18 protein-coding genes are annotated in these 21,590 nt (G+C 56.5%); 13 read left to right on the top strand and 5 right to left on the bottom strand.

Annotation, left to right across the window (positions count from 1 at the left end; genetic code table 11):
- The first annotated feature begins 1 nt into the window (after nt 1).
- The 3 genes from AC6EI9_RS03390 (at nt 2) to AC6EI9_RS03380 (ending at nt 4,948) form a co-directional block, all read left to right on the top strand.
- Nucleotides 2-919 (top strand): branched-chain amino acid transaminase, encoded by a 918-nt coding sequence (locus tag AC6EI9_RS03390; protein WP_498469104.1) that lies wholly within the window; start codon nt 2-4, stop codon nt 917-919.
- 84 nt (nt 920-1,003) lie between these two features.
- A complete protein-coding gene (metH, locus tag AC6EI9_RS03385) occupies nt 1,004-4,630 on the top strand; it encodes a methionine synthase (RefSeq protein WP_498469103.1) in 3,627 nt (1,208 codons plus the stop codon).
- Nucleotides 4,631-4,675: 45 nt separating this feature from the next.
- Nucleotides 4,676-4,948 carry a small RNA NsiR4-regulated ssr1528 family protein gene (locus AC6EI9_RS03380; RefSeq protein ID WP_498469102.1) on the top strand — a complete coding sequence of 91 codons (273 nt, stop codon included), beginning with the start codon at nt 4,676-4,678 and terminating at the stop codon, nt 4,946-4,948.
- Nucleotides 4,949-4,975: 27 nt separating this feature from the next.
- Here the strand turns inward: AC6EI9_RS03380 and AC6EI9_RS03375 are convergent, their stop codons facing one another.
- The gene (locus AC6EI9_RS03375) at nt 4,976-5,206 is read right to left on the bottom strand and encodes a DUF8667 family protein (protein ID WP_066907493.1); all 231 of its coding nucleotides are present in this window, start codon (nt 5,204-5,206) and stop codon (nt 4,976-4,978) included.
- A gap of 111 nt (nt 5,207-5,317) precedes the next feature.
- Between AC6EI9_RS03375 and AC6EI9_RS03370 the strand changes: the two genes are divergently transcribed.
- Nucleotides 5,318-5,725 (top strand): DUF2237 family protein, encoded by a 408-nt coding sequence (locus AC6EI9_RS03370; RefSeq protein ID WP_498469101.1) that lies wholly within the window; start codon nt 5,318-5,320, stop codon nt 5,723-5,725.
- Here AC6EI9_RS03370 and AC6EI9_RS03365 read toward each other — a convergent pair.
- Complete coding sequence (locus AC6EI9_RS03365; RefSeq protein WP_498469100.1) at nt 5,707-6,435, bottom strand: SDR family NAD(P)-dependent oxidoreductase; 729 nt, start codon at nt 6,433-6,435, stop codon at nt 5,707-5,709. The two genes, AC6EI9_RS03370 and AC6EI9_RS03365, sit on opposite strands and share 19 nt — an antisense overlap.
- 57 nt (nt 6,436-6,492) lie before the next feature.
- Between AC6EI9_RS03365 and AC6EI9_RS03360 the strand changes: the two genes are divergently transcribed.
- The 5 genes from AC6EI9_RS03360 to AC6EI9_RS03340 all read left to right on the top strand — a co-directional run bounded on the left by AC6EI9_RS03360 (nt 6,493) and on the right by AC6EI9_RS03340 (nt 11,935).
- A complete protein-coding gene (locus tag AC6EI9_RS03360) occupies nt 6,493-7,365 on the top strand; it encodes a SpoIID/LytB domain-containing protein (RefSeq protein ID WP_498469099.1) in 873 nt (290 codons plus the stop codon).
- Nucleotides 7,358-8,254 (top strand): ATP adenylyltransferase family protein, encoded by an 897-nt coding sequence (locus tag AC6EI9_RS03355; RefSeq protein WP_498469098.1) that lies wholly within the window; start codon nt 7,358-7,360, stop codon nt 8,252-8,254. Before AC6EI9_RS03360 ends, AC6EI9_RS03355 begins: the two co-directional genes overlap by 8 nt.
- Nucleotides 8,255-8,303: 49 nt before the next feature.
- Nucleotides 8,304-8,897 carry a sigma-70 family RNA polymerase sigma factor gene (locus AC6EI9_RS03350; RefSeq protein WP_498469097.1) on the top strand — a complete coding sequence of 198 codons (594 nt, stop codon included), beginning with the start codon at nt 8,304-8,306 and terminating at the stop codon, nt 8,895-8,897.
- A 396-nt stretch (nt 8,898-9,293) separates the two neighbouring features.
- Nucleotides 9,294-10,817 (top strand): DUF3370 family protein, encoded by a 1,524-nt coding sequence (locus AC6EI9_RS03345; protein WP_498469096.1) that lies wholly within the window; start codon nt 9,294-9,296, stop codon nt 10,815-10,817.
- Between the two features lie 35 nt (nt 10,818-10,852).
- Nucleotides 10,853-11,935 carry a ribbon-helix-helix domain-containing protein gene (locus AC6EI9_RS03340; protein WP_498469094.1) on the top strand — a complete coding sequence of 361 codons (1,083 nt, stop codon included), beginning with the start codon at nt 10,853-10,855 and terminating at the stop codon, nt 11,933-11,935.
- 684 nt (nt 11,936-12,619) lie between these two features.
- On the opposite strand, the gene AC6EI9_RS03335 is transcribed toward AC6EI9_RS03340, so the two are convergent.
- The gene (locus AC6EI9_RS03335; protein WP_498469093.1) at nt 12,620-13,114 is read right to left on the bottom strand and encodes a bilin-binding protein; all 495 of its coding nucleotides are present in this window, start codon (nt 13,112-13,114) and stop codon (nt 12,620-12,622) included.
- Between the two features lie 80 nt (nt 13,115-13,194).
- Between AC6EI9_RS03335 and rlmD the strand changes: the two genes are divergently transcribed.
- Nucleotides 13,195-14,595 (top strand): 23S rRNA (uracil(1939)-C(5))-methyltransferase RlmD, encoded by a 1,401-nt coding sequence (rlmD, locus tag AC6EI9_RS03330; protein WP_498469092.1) that lies wholly within the window; start codon nt 13,195-13,197, stop codon nt 14,593-14,595.
- On the opposite strand, the gene pheT is transcribed toward rlmD, so the two are convergent.
- Nucleotides 14,564-17,020: a phenylalanine--tRNA ligase subunit beta gene (gene pheT, locus AC6EI9_RS03325; protein WP_498469091.1), complete on the bottom strand. Its 2,457-nt coding sequence runs from the start codon at nt 17,018-17,020 to the stop codon at nt 14,564-14,566. The genes rlmD and pheT overlap by 32 nt on opposite strands.
- Before the next feature lie 128 nt (nt 17,021-17,148).
- On the opposite strand from pheT, the gene rpmG reads away from it, so the two are divergent.
- The 3 genes from rpmG (at nt 17,149) to AC6EI9_RS03310 (ending at nt 19,652) form a co-directional block, all read left to right on the top strand.
- Nucleotides 17,149-17,349: a 50S ribosomal protein L33 gene (gene rpmG / locus AC6EI9_RS03320; RefSeq protein ID WP_066907761.1), complete on the top strand. Its 201-nt coding sequence runs from the start codon at nt 17,149-17,151 to the stop codon at nt 17,347-17,349.
- 38 nt (nt 17,350-17,387) lie between these two features.
- The gene (gene rpsR / locus AC6EI9_RS03315; RefSeq protein ID WP_006041316.1) at nt 17,388-17,609 is read left to right on the top strand and encodes a 30S ribosomal protein S18; all 222 of its coding nucleotides are present in this window, start codon (nt 17,388-17,390) and stop codon (nt 17,607-17,609) included.
- Nucleotides 17,610-17,684: 75 nt separating this feature from the next.
- Nucleotides 17,685-19,652 (top strand): ribonuclease catalytic domain-containing protein, encoded by a 1,968-nt coding sequence (locus tag AC6EI9_RS03310; protein WP_498469090.1) that lies wholly within the window; start codon nt 17,685-17,687, stop codon nt 19,650-19,652.
- On the opposite strand, the gene AC6EI9_RS03305 is transcribed toward AC6EI9_RS03310, so the two are convergent.
- Complete coding sequence (locus AC6EI9_RS03305; RefSeq protein WP_498469088.1) at nt 19,653-21,419, bottom strand: FAD-dependent oxidoreductase; 1,767 nt, start codon at nt 21,417-21,419, stop codon at nt 19,653-19,655.
- Nucleotides 21,420-21,590 lie beyond the last annotated feature (171 nt).

Raw genomic sequence — 21,590 nt, 5'->3', positions numbered from 1 at the left:
GATGCATCAGTTCCTTCCCTACGCCTGGTTCCAGGGACGATGCGTTCCTTTTGAGGACGCCAAGGTGTCGGTGGCGACGCATGCACTGCATTACGGAACCGGAGCCTTCGGTGGGATGCGGGCCATTCCCGACCCGATCAAACCCGGAGGAATGCTCCTGTTCCGTGCTGACCGTCATGCCCGTCGGCTGTCTCAGAGCGCCCATCTGTTGATGGCAGATCTCAGTGAAGAGACCGTGATGGAAGCTCTCACAGCGATGCTTCATGCCAACAGGCCCACCACACCGATTTATCTGAGGCCATTCGTCTATACGAGCGATCTCGGCATCGCGCCAAGACTGCACAACATCGAGACCGATTTTCTGATCTATGGGCTGGAGCTGGGTGACTATCTCTCTCCGGATGGAGTGAGTTGTCGGATCAGCAGCTGGACCCGCCAGGAAGATCGCTCGCTGCCACTGCGCGGCAAGATCAGCGGCGCTTACATCACCAGCTCACTGGCCAAGTCAGAGGCCGTCGCAAGCGGTTTCGACGAAGCTCTGCTGATGAACACCCGCGGCAAGGTGAGTGAGGCCAGTGGGATGAATCTGTTCATCGTCCGTGACGGCCAGCTGATCACCCCTGGGGTGGACCAGGACATTCTCGAAGGGATCACCCGTGCCAGCGTGATTGAACTGGCCAAGGGCATGGGCATTGATGTGATCGAGCGGCCGGTCGACAAGACCGAACTGTTCATCGCTGATGAGGTCTTTCTGACAGGAACAGCGGCCAAAATCAGTCCAATCCGCCAGCTGGAATCAACGGTTCTCTCGCAACACAGACCCCTGATGGAAGCGCTTCGCTCCAAGCTGGTGGCCATCACGGAGGGTCGGGATGAGCAATATGCCCACTGGGTCACCCGGATCGACCTGGAGAGCTGAGCCCGGCAAGGTCTGTGACTTTGGCCTCAAAACCAGGATCCTGAGACCTGCATTTCTTAGAATGCGCCCACCGATCCAGTGGTGATGCAGGCAGTTCAGACAAAGTCCATCACTGAATCATCCCGCTTCCTCAAGCGTCTGCACGATCCCAGTCGGCCTGTGCTGGTGTTTGACGGTGCCACCGGGACCTCCCTTCAGCAGATGGACCTCTCGGCCGATGATTTCGGCGGGGAAGTGCTCGAGGGTTGTAATGAAAACCTTGTGGTCACGCGTCCTGATGCGGTGCAGGCCGTGCATCGCCAGTTTCTTGAGGCCGGCTGTGATGTGATCGAGACGGACACCTTCGGTGCGGCATCCGTGGTGCTGGCGGAATATGACCTCGAGGATCAGGCTTTTGTTCTCAACAAGCGTGCAGCGGAACTGGCGCGTGAGATCGCAGATGAATACAGCACTCCCGACAAACCGCGCTTTGTCGCCGGCTCTATGGGGCCGACCACGAAGCTCCCCACCCTCGGCCACATTGATTTCGACACGCTGAGGGCTTCCTTCCGGGATCAGGCGGCAGGCCTGATCGCCGGCGACGTGGATCTGTTCATCATCGAGACCTGCCAAGACGTGCTCCAGATCAAAGCAGCACTTCAGGGCGTTGAGGATGCCTTTGAAGCCAGCGGCGAACGTCGTCCGTTGATGGTGTCCGTGACGATGGAGACCACGGGAACCATGTTGGTTGGCTCGGATATCGCTGCCGTGGTCTCAATTCTCGAACCGTTCCCGATCGATGTGCTCGGTTTGAACTGTGCCACCGGTCCAGAGCAGATGAAGGAGCACATCAAGTACCTGGCGGAATACTCGCCCTTTGTGGTGAGCTGCATCCCCAATGCCGGACTACCGGAAAACATCGGCGGCGTTGCCCATTACCGGCTCACCCCCATCGAGCTGAAAATGCAGCTGATGCACTTTGTTGAGGATCTTGGCGTTCAGGTGATTGGTGGTTGCTGTGGCACCACACCAGCCCATATCAAGGCGCTGTCAGAAATTTCCGATGAACTGAAACCGGCCAGCCGACAGGTGCGGACGCACCACCTTGAACGCCAGCAGCTTGGCTATGAGCCGGCGGCAGCGTCGCTCTATGGCGCCACACCCTATTTCCAGGACAACTCCTTCCTGATCATCGGCGAGCGATTGAATGCGAGCGGATCCAAAAAGGTGCGTGAACTGCTCAATGAAGAGGACTGGGACGGCCTTGTTGGTCTGGCGCGTGGGCAGGTGAAGGAGAACGCTCATGTTCTCGATGTCAATGTTGATTATGTGGGACGCGACGGTGAGAAAGACATGCATGAACTGGTGACCCGTGTGGTCACCAATGTGAATCTGCCACTGATGCTCGACTCAACGGAGTGGCAGAAAATGGAAGCCGGACTGAAAGTTGCCGGCGGCAAATGCATCCTTAATTCCACCAATTATGAGGATGGTGATGAACGGTTTTTCAAAGTGCTCGAACTGGCTCGCCGTTACGGCGCGGCTGTGGTGATCGGCACCATTGATGAGGAAGGCATGGCGCGAACGGCTGAGAAAAAAGTCGCTATCGCTAAACGTGCTTACAGAGATGCTGTTGAGTTTGGGATCCCGGCCCGAGAGATTTTTTACGACCCTCTTGCATTGCCGATTTCAACAGGAATTGAAGAGGACCGCCGCAATGCCACCGAGACGATTGAAGCGATTCGCCGTATTCGCAGCGAACTGCCCGGAGTTCACGTTGTGCTTGGTGTTTCGAATGTCAGCTTCGGACTTTCACCTGCCGCCAGGATTACGCTTAATTCAGTTTTTCTCCATGACTGCTGTGAGGCAGGGATGGACGCTGCGATTGTTTCTCCCGCGAAGATTCTTCCCCTGATCAAGATTGAGGAGGGTCACCAACAGGTTTGTCGCGACCTGATCACAGATTCCCGCCGCTTTGATGGCGATGTCTGCATCTACGACCCCCTGACTGAGCTCACCACGTTGTTTGAGGGTGTCAGCACAAAGGAGGCTCGCTCTTCAGGGCCCTCTTTGGCCGATCTTCCTGTTGAGGAAAGACTCAAGCAGCACATCATCGATGGTGAACGTATCGGACTTGAAGTGGCTCTCAACGAGGGGCTTGAAAATTACAAACCACTTGAGATTGTCAATACATTCCTTCTTGATGGGATGAAGGTTGTCGGAGAATTATTTGGCTCTGGCCAAATGCAGCTTCCGTTCGTTTTGCAATCCGCTGAAACCATGAAATCAGCCGTTGCTTTCCTTGAACCACATATGGAGAAGAGTGACGGAGAACGTTCCGCGAAGGCAAAGTTCCTGATTGCCACAGTCAAGGGTGACGTCCATGACATCGGCAAAAATCTTGTTGATATTATCCTCACAAATAATGGCTACGAGGTTATCAACCTGGGTATTAAGCAGGATGTTGGAGCCATCATTGCTGCCCAAGAACAACACCAGGCTGACTGCATCGCGATGAGTGGACTTCTGGTGAAATCCACCGCGTTCATGAAAGACAATCTCTCTGCTTTCAATGAAGCTGGAATCAACGTTCCAGTGGTTCTTGGTGGAGCTGCTCTGACTCCGAGATTTGTCAATAAGGACTGCAGTGAGGTGTACAACGGCAAGGTTCTTTACGGGAGAGACGCATTTACAGATCTGCGTTTCATGGATGCCTTTGTGGATGCCCGTCAGTCCGATTCCTGGGATAACCAGAAAGGCTTTCTGAATGGCACTCCCGAGGGACTGAGCCTCGGTGGTGAATCGATTTCGCAATCCGAGACCGACACATCCGACGATTCGAAGCCGAGTGAAGCCGGCAAGACGATCAAGGTCGACCCAGTGCCGGTCAGTTTCGATCGATCCGACACCGTGCCGGAGGAAGCGGCCATTCAGCCTTCGTTCCTGGGTCCGAAGGTGTTGCAGGGAGACAGTGAAATACCTCTGCCCGAGGTGATGGCCTATCTCGACCGACAGGCTCTGTTTGCGGGACAGTGGCAGATGCGCAAAGTCAAAGGTCAGTCGAGAGAAGACTATGAGGCTGATTTGCAAGCCAAGGCAGAGCCGGTCCTTCAGTCCTGGCTTCAACGCTCAATCAACGAAAAGCTTTTGCACCCGGCTGTGGCCTATGGCTATTTCCCCTGCGGACGTGAAGGCAACGATGTTGTTGTTTTTGATCCGGACGGATCGCGTCAGCTCGGCCGTTTTTCATTGCCCCGCCAGCGTGGCGGCAATCGTTACTGCATCGCCGATTTCTACAGAGATCTCGTTGACGGCGGTCCCAGCGATGTTTTGCCGATGCAAGCAGTCACCATGGGGGAACAGGCCTCTGTCTTCGCTCAAGAGCTCTTCGAGGCAGATTCCTACAGCGACTACCTGTTCTTCCATGGACTGGCCGTCCAGATGGCAGAAGCTCTTGCCGAATGGACCCATGCCCGCGTGAGGCGTGAATGCGGATTTGCGGATCCCGAAGGGATGCCGCTCAGGGATGTGCTGGCCCAGCGCTACAGGGGCAGTCGTTACTCCTTTGGCTACCCGGCATGTCCCAACGTGGCGGATTCTCGGCAGCAGCTGCTGTGGCTTGGTGCTGACCGTGTCGGTCTGAACATGGATGAGGGTGACCAGCTTCATCCGGAACAGAGCACCACGGCACTGGTGGCTTTGCACAGCAAAGCCCGCTACTTCAGCGCTTAAGCAGGTTCACTGCTGCAGACTGCAGCTTTCATCAAACGCATCACCATGGATCTCAGTGGGCCCGGCGCCATCGATGAGGCGATCAATGCAGGGATCGATCTGGATGGATCCCCTCTGCCTGCTGAGATGCTTGCGCTTTACAGGGAAGTGATGACCCTTGAAAGCCAGCGCAAGCGCAGTGGGGTACGCAAATCGATGCGCAACCGGGTGGTCAAGACAGGGGCCAAGCACTTTGACCAGGACACACTGAATCAGCGCCTGATCAATGCTGGATGGGAGGGTCTCAAGGCTAAGGAGATCAGCTTTTTCTACGGCTGACCCAAGCCGCTGACGGAGCTCTGCGGATCATTCCTGGCAGAGCTTCTCCATTGTGTCGATCACTTCCTGTTGAAATTCCTCGAGTGCGCTGGATTCGCTGAGGTCGATCCCCTCTCCCGCTGCATTCTGAGACAGGTCCTGGAAGTGGAAAGCCCCCTCACCATTGGCGAGGAACTCAATCGCCGAGGATTCCCCGCTTTCGCGGAAGGCGTCGCAGAGGGCGAGGAACGCTGCGTCTTCAGTGAACTCCCAATCCATCGAGGAGGCATAACTGATTGACCTTTAACGCCTCGCCCCCGGGATCCGTCAACCATCTTGTCGCGCAATGTGCCAGTCCTTCGGCAGACTCCTCATGGAATCCAAGGCCCGATGAGCTCCGACACGTTTCCCGAAACCGAAGTCCAGGCAAACGATCTGAACGTTCTGGGCAAGCCTCTGGAAGTGTGCAGTTGTCAGCCCATAACCGGATGGTTCAGAGATGGACATTGTCGAACCGATGTGGGCGATCTCGGACGTCACAGCGTCTGTTGCGTGATGACCGAAAGCTTTCTCAGTTACAGCAGGGCCCAGGGCAATGATCTGAGCACACCGATGCCTGAGTTTGGTTTTCCGGGTCTTCAACCTGGAGATCACTGGTGTGTCTGTGCTCCTCGCTGGAAGGAGGCGCATGAGGATGGAATGGCTCCGCCGGTTCTGTTGAACTCCACAGAACGCAGCACGGTAGAAATCATTCCGCTGGACATCCTGCGAGAGCATGCTCACCAGGGAATGTCCTGACCATCCCAGGCGAGAAATCGACCGCTGTCGGATGGTGTCTGACCCAGCAGCACATCCAGGAGATGCCCTGCTGCCCTTTCAGGGCTGAACAGCTTCTCCTTGGGTACAAAGCTCTGAAAAGGCTTTGAAAGGGCCGTATCTGTCGTTCCAGGGTGCAGAAGAGTCACCGTCGCGAGCGGCAGACGTCTGCCCCACTCAAGACTCAGACAGCGCAACATCATGTTCTGTGCTGCTTTTGCACCGCGATAGGCGTACCAACCGCCGCTGCGGTTATCGCCAATGCTGCCAACCCTGGCACTGAGACTGGCGAAATGAAAGGGTGAGTCTCTGCTCAGAACAGGCTCCACTGCCTTGGCTAGCAACAGTGGGCCAGCCGCGTTGATCGCAAACGAGTCGAGCAGGGCTGATTGCTCAGCATGTTGCAGTCGCTTTTCAGGTTGATACGAGGGACCGTGGAGACGTCCGGTGGCGTTGATCACAACTCTCAGAGGGTGGGAGTCACCCCTCAGCCGTTCGGTCAGTGTGCTGAGACTGTCCGTGCACTGGAGGTCAACGGTCCACTCCTCATCCGAAACCGGGTGACGCGTCGCCAGCGTCACCAGCAGAGAAGGCTGACGACGGGCCAGTTCCGCGCTCAGTGCCCGACCGATTCCGCCTCCTCCGACAACGAGAGCTCGTCCCTGCCAGCTATCGGTGCTCATTTCAGGCATGATTCCAGCTCCGCTTCAGCGGGTATGCGTCTCGTTCGACCACTGTTACTGACTCTGATGGCGAGTGCGGGGCTGACAGCACTGATCGTCTGGTCCAGCGGGACTGGGCGTGTCCATACAGACAGCCAGGACGCAGAGCTCTTGCTCAGCACCTTGTTTGACGCTGAAACTCAGTCCAACAACGACGGTCATGAGCTGCAAACAGCCTCTGCCCCTGAGGTGCCTGCACCCAGTGAGAGTCCTGATCCTCAGCTGCGCGTCGCCCTGTTGAGTCAGCGCCCGCTCCGTCAGATCAGCACACAGGGTGGAGCGGGTTGTCGGAAGCAGGGCGGAATTCCCGTGCCGCCCGGACTGGTCAACGGGATGCTCACTGAGGTCTCGACAGGTCTTGTGAGTTGCGGTGGGACCAGCGGGGCGGTGCTGGTCAACGGTCGTGCCTACGAAGGAACCATTCATCTGCTCAACAGAGGGCAGGGATGGCTGGCCATCAATCAGATCAACCTGGAACGCTATGTGGCGTCCGTTGTGGGAGCTGAAATGCCCAGCCACTGGAATGGTGAAGCCCTCAAGGCCCAGGCTGTGGCCGCCCGCTCCTACGGCCTTGTTCACATGCTGCGACCGGCCGATCGCGACTGGAACCTTGGAGACACCACTCGCTGGCAGGCTTACTCCGGAAGAACCAGCAGCAACAGTTCAACGATTCAGGCCACGGAAGCCACTCGAGGACTCGTGCTGAGTTTCAAGGGAGGCCTGGTTGAGTCGTTGTATGCAGCCACTCAGGAGATTTCCGATGAAGCACACGGACACCTCGGTGCGAGCATGAGCCAGCATGGTGCTCAGGAGCTGGCACAGCAGGGGCTTCGATTCAACGAGATCCTCGGCAGGTACTACGCAGGAGCATCACTGGCGAGGATCAAATCCGATGGGTGAGAAGCAATTCTGGTCGAAGGCGCTGGAGCGTTCCGAACAGGCCTTGAATTGCGGTGCCCTGATCCCTCTCAGCACCTCCACCATCGGGCTCTCAGGGGCCAGTGCGGAACAGTTTGAACTGCGTCAGCTGAATGCGGCTCTGCCCAAACATCACAGACCGGAGGGACCCAAACCCAATCCGTTTCTTCCCTGGGACCCTCAACTGGAGATTGAACGGATTCAAAACCATCACGTTCTGATTCTCAACAAGTACCCCGTGCAGCGTGGGCACATGCTGTTGATCACCCAAGGCTGGGCATCCCAGATCCACTGGCTTCAACCTCAAGACTGGCGTGCCCTGGTGCAGGTCGACAGGGACAGCACAGGGCTTTGGTTCTTCAACAGTGGTCCCAGGGCCGGTGCCAGTCAGCCTCATCGTCATCTTCAACTGTTGCCCCGTCATCCAGGTCAGCGAACCTGTCCGCGACTGTCCTGGTTTATGGAGCGACTCCACAAAAGTTCTGCATTGACAGGCAACAATCAAACACTTGATCCACTGTTCAGCAGCTGTGTCATCGCTGATCGTCCACTCTCGAGCGATCCAGACGAGGAGGCGAATCTCCTCCATGATCTTTACCGTTCCCTTGCCTCACGACTGGGGCTCGGGAATCAATCCAGTCAACATCCGCCAGCAATTCCCTACAACCTGCTGCTGACGCAGTCTTGGATGGCGTTGATTAAGCGCAGTCGAGAGAAAGTCAGGGGATTCAGCGTCAATGCACTGGGTTTCGCTGGTTATCTGCTGGCGACGAATCGATCTGATTTGGCCTGGCTTCAGAGGCATGGTGGTGAACAATTGCTGCGACAGGTTGTTCCTGACTTCCGTGATTCCACTGATGCAATGAGTTGATCAGCGATGTCTGTCTGAAGGAGTCCATCAGCTCCATTTGAAGGGATCCATGAACAGACAGCAGATCAGACGCAATGCAAGGGTTGAACAACACATGCAGCTTGTGAAACCGCTGGCCAGGCGTTATGCGGCAAAAAGCGGTCAGGATCCAGATGACCTTCTGCAGGTGGGATTGCTGGGTTTGCTGAGGGCTGCTGAACGCTATGAAGGCCAGAGAGACATTCCTTTTTCAGCCTTTGCCCGACCCCACATCAGAGGGGCGATCCTGCATTATCTGCGAGATAAAGCAGCAATCATTCGACTTCCGCGAGCGTTGCAGAACAGTGACTGCGATCTCGGGGCCGGATTCAATGCAGCGACTCAGCAACGACAACTGGTGCCACTTGACGATGACGCGATCAGCTCAGTAACCGACCTCACGAGCGAACTGGATCGAAGAGAGCATCGGCGGCAGCTCACTCGAGCGTTACAACGGCTCTCAAGACAGGAGCGGACTGCGCTGGAGGAAGTGATCCTCAAAGGGCAAAGTTTGAGAGACGTGGGCAATCAAGCTGGCGTCAGCGCCATGACCATTCAACGGCGAGTGAAGCGGGGTCTTGCCCAGCTGCGTCAACAACTCACCGTTCAGTTGGAACCAGCCTGATCTCGTTCGATCTGCTGTTCTAGGGTGCTGATTGCTGCTGTCACAGCAGCGATTTGACGCTCAAGTCCATCACGCCAGAAGCGCATCATACGCAATTTGCGCTCCTGGTGATGACGCTGCCAGTCGCCATCCGCGCAGGGTGAGCAGCCAAATGGAGGGAACATCCGAAGCGTTGTGAACTCTCTCCATCCTGGCGAGAACGGCACCCTCACTGCGTCATCGAGATTGCTTGGCGGTTTTTCCTCTGGCGATTAAGTTTGGAACTTGAGCCCTTCCAAGGCCACCAGTCACCAGTCGCGAGTGTCTCACCGAATCCCACTACTGGTCTTGATTGGCGTCTCGGTTGGGACGGTTTCGAGCGAATTTGCGAGACCTGTTCAGGCCTATGTGCCGTTGATGGCCGGTCAACGCGCAAGGCCTCTGAATGGCAGCTTCAATAATGTGCCCGTTCTTCACTCCAATCAGCCGGAGATTGTCAAAGGGCCAGGAATCCTGGTGAACACCTCACCTGGCAGTTCGATTGCTGCCGAAACCAACCAACCACTGAAGAACACCACATTCACTTTCAACGGTGAATTTGGTGTGCATATGCATCACAAATATTACCCGCAGGATTCCAGCAAACTCGGAGGCCGCAGAGCTCGTGGCCTGCTGACTGTTGCTGCTATTGCAATCAATCCCGGTACAAAACCTGTCACTCTGAGGTTCAAAAGAGGTTCCGTCAAAAATAGTTTTGAAGCTCCCTATCATCCCAACAAATTGATGGGAGTTAAGCCGCTAGGTCCCAGGCCCTGGAACACGGGACCTGGCGATGCGACTGCAGTTCAGATTCTTCGTGGCGAACTTGATCGCAATCTTTCCAGAGAAGTTGTGATTCCTCCAAATAGTCGCAAAGTGATTGTGAGCTCGGTTCTGCCCGCTCGCGGAATCATGAACGGGCTTTTGCGTGGCCATAGCAATGGACCCTTCCAAATGGCTGTGATCGCGGCGGAAGAAACTCAAGACGAACGTGCACTAATCGCTGTGCTTGATCGTGGACGACTAGCACCTGGAAGAATTTATCTCAATCGCATTCGCGAGATTCAGTCAGGACAAGTATTCTCCCGCGTTGCAGGAGTTGCGCTTGGTGATGAGTACAAAGCCTCAATTCAGCACGATCTCTCTCAAGGCTCATTGCATGTGCCATTAACCAGTACGCGAAAGCATCATTTCGGGACTCGAGATATTCAGGTCAATCAACTCAGCACCCGCATGGTTGATTCAGCTGTGAACAATGTTGGTACTTATGGAGTCCGTTTTGACATTGATCTGAATCTTGCAGGCGAGGGCGCACATGAGCTTGTTCTGAGTCACCCTGTTGCATCCGGTCGCTCATCGTTTACGGCGTTCCGTGGATCAATCGGCATCAAAACTGATCGGGGTTATCAAGAGGTCCATGTCGGCATGCGTTCCGGACAGAGTCTGTCCATTGCTGATCTTGATCTCAAGCGTGGAGCCAACAACCCAGTCACTGTGAGCGTCGTCTACCCAGCCGATGCCACGCCGGGACACTTGCTCAGCGTGGTTCCAGTGACGCAGTTGGCCATGCTGCGTGAGCGTCAGCAGATGTTGAAGGCAGCCCGCAAGGCGCAGGCTGAAGCCAAGGCGCGCAAGGTCAAGCCTGAAGTGGCTCCACCTGCGGTGAATGCCCAACCTGCACCTGAAGTGAAGCCTGCTGTGCCCATGGCCAAGCCCGCCCCGCAGCCGGTCAGAACCACTGCACCTCCACCACCTCCGATACTCGTGGCTCCCAGGGGTGGCACCAATGTCATGCCTCCTGCAATGATCATGCCGTCAAGAGTGAACAGCAGCCTCGAGCAGCGTTACCGTGACGCCATCCGTGCTCAACAGGAATGGTTGCGTCGCCTGCAGGGTCGATAATTCAACCTGCTTGACGGTCAGCAAGTCAGATCCTTATGAGCGGCAAGCGCATCAGTCTGGAATTACCCGAAGAGCTCGTCGACCAGATTGATCAGCTTCGCAGAGACTGGAAGACTCGTTCCAGGGGGGAATGTCTTCAGCGACTGCTTGAGGAAATCTTTCAGCCCGATCTTGATCAAGAGGAGGCGCCTGAAGCACTGATTGATTCACTGAGTGATCAGTCTTCCGAGGGCAGATCAGAGCCAGTTGCTTCTGAAGCTACGGCTGGGTCCCACGCTCCACCTGGTCCACAAGCGATCCAACAACCTCAGTACGACGAGGATCGCGCCATCGTTCTGGTTGGTTCAGCTGGCGGATTAGAAGCGATCGGTCAGGACGATGATCCTCCCCTCCCACCGCGACCAACGGCTCGCAATGCATCTCCTGCTGGGGTCGGGATTGATCTGCCCGGTTTCGTTCGCAAGCGCAGCACTGCCATTCGCGAAAGCCTCACACCACAAAACCAACCCAGCACGGAGATTCCCGTTGTTCCAGTGATCAGTGATGAGCAGATCAAGGATTGGTTTGACGTGGCTCTCAACCATTGGCTCAATCTGTATGGTTCCAATCCGGGTCCCACCGTGATGGAGGCGGTGATGCTGTGGATGGCTCGTGACATCTGGCCCCATATCGATGGATCCGAGGGGCGCACATTCACCTGGAGTCAGGTCAATCACTCCATGACCGAGTTCTGTAAAAGCTGGATGGTTCCTTCTCCCCGCTTTGAACAGGTGATTGTTGCTGCCGCGGTGTTGGAGGATCCTTTTGCCAGCGCTTCAGTGCCAGATCGAATCCCAACCCTGATTCGTCGCTTTGTCAGTCGTTTCAAACGCAGCCGCAAGGTCACATCCTTCGAAACGCTCGAATCCACGATGACTCTGCATGGTGCACTGAAACAACTTGAGTTGCCCACGCAGGCCGGCCAATCATTGACCTTGCGCTCAATTCGCGACGCATACAAGCGCAAAGCCGTTGAAGTTCACCCTGACTCGGGAGGTTCAACCGATGCCATGCGCCGACTGAACGAGGCTTATCAGATGCTGAAAGAGCTGTATCGCCAGAAAGAACTGTCTCGGTAGTCCAGATCAAGTCTCTGCCCTGGACTCAGATTAATTCTCAGCTTAGACGGCAGAGAGGTAAGATCAGTGGCCTCAGATTGAACCTTCAGGTTTCGAACTGGTGAAGTTCAATCATTTCTATCAAGATCACTTTTTTTCATTGTTTTATTTGCGTGATGCATGTCTTTGCATGCTGAATCTGAGGCACTGACTTTTGTTTGAGTCCTGCAGATTTCAACAACTTGCGATCGATCAGCGGCTGTCCAACGAGCGGATCGGCCTGTCCAGGTAATGAGCAGGACGGTTTCAAAGCCAGTGAGGAAGCACTTTTCTTGCCTTGCGTCTCTGCTGTTGACACAGTGACGCAAGCTTGTCGGACACAGCAAAAGGGAGACGGTGAAGGCTTGATCAGATCAAATCGATCAATAAAACCGGCTCCAAGAGTGGAGCTGTTTCTCAAAATCAGGCAATCCCATTCATCTTGAATGAGACCAATTTGAACCTTGAAGCAAGTCCTAGGTGAGACCCTTGAACATCTCAAAAAACCAAGAAGCTTCTTCAAAGGGGGGCTGCTCCCTGAGGAAGGGATAAGGAGAAAACAGCTGTCTCAGTCAAGACACACAACAAGTCCGATGAAGAGTCTTGCTTAAGAAGCCAGAGCCAAAGAATTTCAAAATTGGGAATGCTGTCGATTCAGCCGATCGATCAGGTGCTGGTCTGCATTCCTTTGATCAGATAATCGAAATAAGGACCTGCAATCTTTTGTTGTTCTTCCGAAAGAAGCACCAGGGAGGCCTCTCTCATGCACCGCATGGCATCTACCATCCCAGGCATGGGTACGCCAAGGCTGTTGTACATCTCACGGGCGCCGATCAAGCCGATCTGCTCAATCATGTCGGTGCTGCCTGCAAGCACTCCATAGGTCACCAGCCTCAGATACCAGCTGTAATCGCGCAGGCACTGGGCCCGTTGCTTCTGGCCGTATGCATTTCCGCCAGGAGCGACATATTCAGGTCGCAAGCCGAACAACTGGCGCGCTGACTCATCGACGATCTTCTTTTCGCTGTCGGTGAGGATCCTGACCACAGCCAGACGTACAGCACCCTGGCTGAGGTACTCAACCATCGAGCGAAGTTCTCCACTGCTCGGATAACGCAGATCGTCATCCGCCTGGAGGATCAGATCCCTTACAACGCTCATGACGGCTGGCATGCTGGAAACAGTTTAAGGGGCATGAACCCCAGTCATGGGGTGGAGCTGAGGGGTGTTACGCCATTGCAATGACAGCGATGAATGAAACGCCGCATCCGGGACTCACCATCGACGTTGTTGGAGAGGATCTCGACCAGCAGGGACGTGGTCTTGCCCGTTGGAATGGCTGGGTCATCACGGTGCCTGAGCTGCTGCCTGGCGAGGAGGCCAAGGTCAAAGTTCAGCAGCGACAGCGGCGGATGTGGCTGGCCCGAAGAGTGGAGATCATCTCCGCCTCTCCCCATGCACGCCGACCACCTTGCATTCTCGCTCGCGACTGCGGTGGATGTTCGTTGCAGCATCTCTCGGTGGAGGCCCAAAACAACTGGAAACAGGAACGATTGACCAACACGCTCACTCGCATCGGCCAGCTGGATCCGGATGTGAACGCGCTGGTGAGTCCAGACCGGGAATCACTGGGCTACAGAAACCGGGCGTTGATCCCTGTCCGTCGCGATGGACGGAAGGTGCGCCTCGGCTACTACAAACGCGGCAGTCATCGCATCGTTAATCTCAACCACTGCCCTGTTCTTGATCCACGACTGGATGCATTGATTGCTCCGATCAAGCAGGATCTTGAATCAACCAGCTGGCCCATGGATTCAGACCTGCAGGGCGATCCTGGTCTTCGCCACTTGGGTTTGAGAATCGGCGTCCGAACCGGTGAGGTGCTGATCACCCTGATCTCCGCCACACGGTCGCTGAAGGGCGTCGAAGCGCTGAGCGCAGCATGGATGCGTCGCTGGCCACAGCTGAAGGGTGTGACGCTCAACCTGCAGCCGAAACGCAGCAATGCCGTGTTCGGTGATCAGACCCTTTGTCTTCAGGGCGAGGATGCGATCGAGGAGAGGTTTTGTGATCTATCACTCGAGCTTGGAACCACAACTTTTTTTCAGGTCAACACACCCCGGGCCGAACGGGTGGTGGAGCAGATCCGCGACTGGCTCACGCGCGCGCAGGCCAATCAACGGGTGATTGATGCCTACTGCGGCATCGGCACGATTGCCTTGCCACTGGCAGCTGCCGGCCACAGAGTGACCGGCTTGGAAATCAGTTCTGCATCCATACGCCATGCCCAACGCAACGCACGACGCAACAGGCTGAAGTCAACACAATTTCTGGATGGCGATGTCATTCGGCATTTGCGCGACATGTTGCCGCTGCACGATGCCCTTGTTGTGGATCCTCCCCGCAAGGGCCTGGATCCCTCTGTTCTGGCGATGATCCTGGGCCATCCGCCACAACGGCTGGTGTATCTGAGCTGTGATCCTGCAACCCTGGCGAGGGATCTCAAACACTTGGCTGGAGATTCGGGTCCTTATCGAATTGAACATGTTCAGCCGATGGATTTCTTCCCTCAGACCTCTCACCTGGAATGTCTGGTGTTGATGTCGAGCTTCAACTGCGCAACTCCACCTGAAACTGCTTGACCAGTGCCTGGCGCACCTTCTCATGCACAGGCTGAATCATGTCGTCGGTAAGCGTGCTGTCTTTGCCGCGATAGCGCAGCCGGAACGCCTGACTGCAGGCATCGTCGCCCAGCTGTCCGCCTTCAAAACGATCGATCAATTCAACCGACTCCAACAGTGGTTTACCTGCTTTACGGATGGCCTGCAGGAGATCTCCTGCCGCCAGGCTGCGTGGAACAACCATGGCCAGATCTCGCTCTGACGAGGGAAGGGTGGAGTAGGCCTTGAATTGCGGGCTCCAGCGATTGCTGCGCGTGACTGCTTCCAGCAGACGTGCCAGTTCCAGATCAAACAGATACGTATCCGCCGGCAGCTCATGGCTTTCACACAGAGCAGGATGCAACTGACCGAAGCAGCCGAGGGGGCGACCTTCAACAACCACACACGCTGCACGGCCTGGATGAAGACGCGCATCATCGTTGAGACGACGATCCTGAGCCTCAATTCCGAAGGAGTTCAGAACGGTGGTGAGCACGCCTCTGGCCTCGTAATAGTTGAGAGGTTGTGGCTTGCCACTGGACTGCCATCGCGACAGGCGACGATCACCGCAGATCACACCCGAAAGCCGAGCGTCCTGATTGATCGCGGTGCCATCGGAGCTGAACACATGGCCGATCTCGAACACCCAGCAGCCAGGCTGTGAGGCCTGAAGATTGCGTTGACAAACCTGGAGATGCTCCCTCCAGAGTGCAGTGCGCAGATGGCTGGTCTCCGCCAACAGAGGATTGCTGATGGCGATGCGAGTTGGATCAGCTTCATCGGCACCAGTGAGTGACAACGTGGTGATCTCCTGCAGTCCTGAGGCAGTCAGCCGCTGACGCAGGCGTCGTTCGGCCTGCTGGATAAGCGTCAGCTGGCCGGGTTGCAGCGGGTCCGGAAGCTGAGACTGAAAACGATCAAATCCCACCAGTCGAGCCACCTCCTCGATCAGGTCAACCTCACGCAGCAGGTCCATTCGCCTCGACGGGGGAACGACCACCCTCCAGCCATCGGCATGGGGAGAGAGTTCACAGCCGAGCGCTGCGAGACAGGCCTCGACCTGAGCGTCAGCGAGCGGCTCAGGCTGACCTTTGCTGACTGGGGATTCAAGAGGCCCGAGCAGGCGATGCAGTGATCTGCGTCGCAGAGTGACGACAGGATCGTCTGCCTGTTCCGCTGAACAAACCCAGGTTTCACCGATCTCAGCACCCAGCATCTCCCTGAACAACGTCAGAGCACGACCCGCTGCGATCAGAGTGATTTCCCTTGGCAAACCCTTCTCGTAACGACTGCTGGCATCCGTGCGCTGACCTGTGGCCCGACTGCCGTTGCGGACGGAAGCAGGTGTGAACAGGGCCGATTCCAGCCAGATTCTGCGAGTGCTATCGGAGACACCACTTTCGGCACTGCCGATCACACCGGCCACGGCGACAGCACGATCCCTGCAGGTCACCACCTGAACACGGGGATCCAGTTCAATTTCACGTCCGTCCAGGCCTTTGAAGAGCTCACGTTCACGGGCCTGACGCAGTCCGAAATCCTTGGCTCTGATCTCAGCTCCGCAGAGTGATTCCAGTGCATCTGCATCAAAGGCATGCAGCGGTTGGCCCTGTTCAAGCATCACGAGGTTGGTGATGTCGACGACGGCGTTGACGGGCTTCACGCCGGCGCGCGTCAGCCGTCTCTGCAACCATTGCGGTGAGCGAGATGAACCGTCGACGCTCTTCACCTCGGTCAAGCCGTAAAGGCCTCCGGCCTGCATGGCAGCTGTGGAGTTCTGATCAGTTGCCAGCGTTTGCGTAGCTGATGGAGCGGATGACTCGGGCAGTGAAAGCCGAGCTCCTGTGAGTGCCGCCACTTCCCTTGCAATGCCTGTCATGGAGAGGCCATCAGGACGATTGGCGGTGATGGCGAGTTCGAGAACGCTGTCGTTGAGGCCGAGGGATGGGGCAACTGGCTCACCCGGAGCTGGCGCCTCAGCAAGGAGATCCTCGAGGATGGCGATTCCGTCCACATCACTGGCCTGGCCGAGTTCTGAGAGCGAGCAGATCATTCCTTCACTGCTCACACCACGCAGTTCACCTGCTTTGATCGTGAGGTTCACGGCTGGAAGCACAGCTCCAACCATTGCGACAGGAACGTGAATGCCAGCTCGCACGTTCTTGGCTCCACAGACAATTTGCAGAGTTTGTTCAGCACCCACATTCACCGTGCAGACACTGAGTTTGTCGGCATTGGGATGCCGTTCGCAGGCCACAACTTGACCGACCACGACACCTTGAGCAAGCAGAGAGAGATCCTCCAGCTCCTCCACTTCAAATCCAGCCATCGACAAGCGATCACCCAGTTGATCAGCGGGTTCATTCACCTGCACCAAATCCTGCAGCCAGGAGAGAGAAACCCGCATTGGGAGATCGAAGTCAGCGCGTGATCCTACGAACTCACAATCACTGCTGAAAGCTTGGAGTGGGGTGAGGTTGACCTGTAAAGTGGATGTTTGTCATTTCGCTTCGCAACTGCGGCGCTACGTCCTTTATGGCCAAGAACAAGGGCGTCCGGATCGTTGTCACCATTGAGTGCACCGAATGCCGGTCCGTTCCCGCCTCCGAAAAGCGTTCTCCCGGTGTGTCCCGATACACAACCGAGAAAAATCGTCGGAACACCACAGAAAGGCTGGAACTGATGAAGTTCTGCCCGCAGCTCAACAAGATGACTCTCCATAAAGAGATCAAGTGAGCCTGCTGTTCATCCAGTTTTCCAATCGTTTCTGATTCATGTCGAGCTCCTTCTTCAAGAAGCGTCTTTCTCCAATCAAGCCCGGCGATCCCATCGATTACAAGGATGTGGATCTGCTCAAGAAATTCATCACAGAGCGCGGCAAAATTCTGCCAAGACGTCTCACTGGCCTCACTGCGAAACAGCAGCGTGATCTCACCAATGCTGTTAAGCGTGCCCGGATCGTGGCGTTGCTGCCCTTCGTGAACCCCGAGGGTTGATTTCTGGCCACTGCTGACTGCAAACCGGGAGATCTGGTCGGCATCAGCGACCTGAAATCACCTCACCTTGCAGTTGTGCTTGCCGTTCAAGGCAGCAAACGTCGTTTAAGCGTTGGTTTTCGAGGCAAAGAACAAGTTGTTCCAGCCCGGACCATTGATTTGATTCACCCCCAGTCAGGCGACGCTGATCCGTCTGCCCGGCTGGGGGTTTTTCCATGGACATTCAACGAGGAGGATCTCACTCAAGCCAGTCCCAGCTGTCGCGACTGGGGCGAAGCATGGGTCCTGATTCTTGAATCAGGTGAGACTGTTGATCTCGCGGGATTTGCGGAGCTGGCCTGCGGCACTGATGCCGCGATCAGCAAAGCTGCCTGTTGGCTTGCTTTGCATCGTGACCAGGACTTTTTCCGCTGCAAACAGGGCGTGATTCAGGCCCGGCCTGCTTCCGAGATCCGTAGCCGACGTGCTGAACGGCGCATGCAGATCAATGCTGAACGACGAGGCAAGCGATGGATCCAGGTCTTGAAGACACGTCAACCTGTGGTCTTCAACAAGCTTGATCCCCTTCATCAGACATGGATCAAGTGCATGCAAGAGCTGGTGGGCGACAGCATTGAAGTGGTCCAACTTGATGCTCAGCTGTTGAAGTCACTGCAATCGGCGCGTATCGATGCCAACGCCAGAGATCTCCGTCATCTGCTGATTCAGCTCGGCCAGTGGGATGAGCATCGACCTGCCTCGATCACTGGCACGCCCTGGAGCAATGGATTCAGTGAAGCGCTGCTCCTGCATGCAAGGCAGCTGGTCGACAGCAGTGAGTCGGCGCTTCCAGGAGATGAAAAAAGACATGACCTCACGGCTCAGGCCTGCGTCACCATCGATGATGCCGAGACCTGTGACATCGACGATGCGATTGCACTGGAACGTCGACAAGACGGATCCCAACGTCTCTGGATCCATATCGCCGATCCGGGTCGGTTGATCTCTGAGGGATCACCCCTGGATCTTGAAGCTCGACGCCGCGGCAGCAGCCTTTATCTGTCACGGGGCAATCTCCCCATGTTTCCATCCGAGCTTTCGACAGGGCCTTTCAGTCTCAGAACCGGGCGCCGCAATGCTGCCTGGAGCACCTGGGTCGATCTCGACCAACACGGTGACATCAGTGATTTCGGGATGCTGCGCAGCTGGGTCACCCCCCGTTACCGCCTCACCTATGAGGATGCCGATGAACTGATCGATTTCGCTCCACCGGAAGAGGCAGATCTTTCGGATCTGCATCAGTTGCTGGAACGTCGTCGACGTTGGCGGACTGATCAGGGCGCACTGCAGATGGACCTCCCGGAGGGTCGTATCCGTTGCCGCGATGGAGAGCTGTCCGTGCAGATCACGGAGCCAGGCGCCTCAAGGACGATGGTGGCTGAGGCCATGATCCTCGCTGGTGCCGTTGCAGCCCGATTCGGATCGACCCACAACTTGGCGCTGCCCTATCGCAGTCAGCTTCCCGCCGACCTTCCCTCGGCAACTCAGCTTGAGCAGCTACCGGATGGAGCCGTTCGATTTGCTGCCATCAAACGTTGCCTGAGCCGCGGACTGATGGGAACACAACCCTTACCTCATTTCAGCCTTGGCCTCAACGCCTATGCCCAGGCCACATCGCCGATCAGGCGCTATGGGGATCTTGTTGTGCAACGCCAGATCGCTGCTGTGATCAACGCCGAAACCCCGCTCGGCGAGGAGTCCATGCAAGAGCTGATTGACAGTTTCGATTCAGCTGTACGCGAAGGGCTCACCATCTCAAGGGAAGATCAGCGTCACTGGCAACAGGTCTGGTTCGAGCGTCACCAGAGCCAGCAGTGGCCCGTGGATTTCCTGCGCTGGCTGAGACCTCAGGACAGGCTGGGGTTGGTTCGACTTGATGATCTGGCCATGGATGTTGCCGCTGAATGCCCTGCGGGATCAGCGCCGGGAGACGCTCTGGCGCTGAAAGTCGATCAGGTTGATTCTCAGTGTGATCAACTCAGACTGATTGCCTTGGCTTGTTGATCAACACAGCGAGGAGACCCGAAACCATCCTCCCCAGGGGTTATGGGTGCCTTGAACCATGACGCCTGTCGGCTTCTCGAGCATCTGAAGTCTGGCGTACACGGCTGGTTCCAGCGTGATCAACTGGCAGGACTCGGCATTCTCAAGCTGGATTCTGTAAGCACCTTCACCGTCTGGGCTGACCATGGCGTGCACTGATCTGCCTGAGTCCAATGTCTCGGGAAGGGCTGCTGTCAGCGGTTTGCGATCGAGGGCTGCTGTCTGCCGTTCCAACCACTGACTGTGATGCCAGGCTGTATCCCAGAGCGGTGCGACAGCGGCTGGCGCCCTGTCGTCGCCGATCAGTCGATTCTGCAGGCTGCGCACCGATAGTTCAGAAGGTTGCAGGTTTGATTCCACGGCGAGAGCGGACGCTGCACCTGCAGCTTGGCCGATGTTCATGATCAACGGTTGCAACCGGGTGGCGCCATTGGCCATGTGACTCGTGCTGAAAGCCTTGTCCGCCATCAGCAGATTGTCGATTGCATCACTCAGCAGGGCACCGAAGGGGATGCAGAAGGGTGTTCCTGTCCAGCGGCCGCCCCAACGACAACTTTTGGGCGCCAATGGCCAGTCATCGCCGGGGTAGTGATGGTCATTGGCGTAGTTTCCCACCGCAATCGACTGGAGCACTTCGCTGTCATTGACTGGTGGACCGGACATGCACACCCCTTCTGGCAGGGGGAGGAGGTCCTGTTCAATCACAGTGGTCCGGCCAATCATCCGTCGGCCTTCTCGCCAGTACGGCATGGCAGCAATCCAGGGCGCAGGGCTTGCAGCACTGCTGGGAAAGGCCCGGCCAAGTTGCAGCCAGCCATCAGTGGCTCGGCGCAGCTCGTCGGCGAAGCAGAGACTGTGTTGCTGCATCTCACTGAACAGCTCAGCTTCCTGGCGGGCATCAGCGAGGAATGCTCGTTCCAATCCTCGATGCCAGTCGTTGCCGTGCAATGGCCAATTGAGCATCACCAGTCCTGACGGCAAGCGGCCATAGGTGATCGTTTTTTCCAGCCCGAAGGTGTCGCAGGCACCTCCAAAGGGGGCAGGCAGTGGTGAGCCAGATGGTTGACCGTTTCGCTGAAGATGATCCGCGAGCTGATCGTTCTGAAGCTGGCCCATCACCACCCATGTGGGGGACTGAATGGGTTGATGTCTGAAAAAGGGTTCTGTGCTGAGACGTTGCTGCGATGGAGCACTGGGTTCATGCCACTGCTCCTGGGGCTCCCAGCCGAAACGAAAGGGAGCATCCGCCAAGGGCAACAGATCACCTCGATCGCTGCCGTCGATCACAACGCGGCACTTCACCCTGTGAACGCCTCCCTTTGTCTCAACGTGCAAGCCCGTGATCAGAGAGCCAGCACGCTCAACGTTCAGCAGCTGACACCCAGGCCACCAAAGCAATCTGGACTCCTGACGCAACCAGTTCTGAAGAATGATCTCCGCTGTGCCGGGTCGGTAACCGAAACAGCTCACCCAGTTCTGATCCAGTCCTTCTGGCTCGGCTTGTTCCAGTTCACGCAGAAAGGCTCCCCACAGCCCGGTTTGCCATGGGCTGAGTTCATTGCCATCTGGACAGCAAACACCGGCAGCACTGACCATCCCGCCCAACCATGCGCCTGGCGTGAGAAGCAGGGTGGTGGCACCGCCACGGGCGGCCTGAATCGCTGCTGCCGCTCCGCCAGTGCCCCCCCCCCAGACCAGCACGTCCACCGAATCAATGTTGACGGTCATGATCCTTTCCGTTCCTTGATGAGGACGGCCCGGCAGTCTGCCAATCACCCAGCTCAGAGGCCTGCAGCTGAATCAGATCTCACCCAGTCGCATGCTCCAGGCAGCGGGGTCGCAAGATCAGGTCCCCGGAAAGAGGGTCGTTAAGATCCAGCCCCAGAGCAAGGGGCCTAA

This window comes from Synechococcus sp. MIT2312, assembly GCF_059772315.1.
This window is presented reverse-complemented; position numbering and strand designations above follow the sequence as displayed.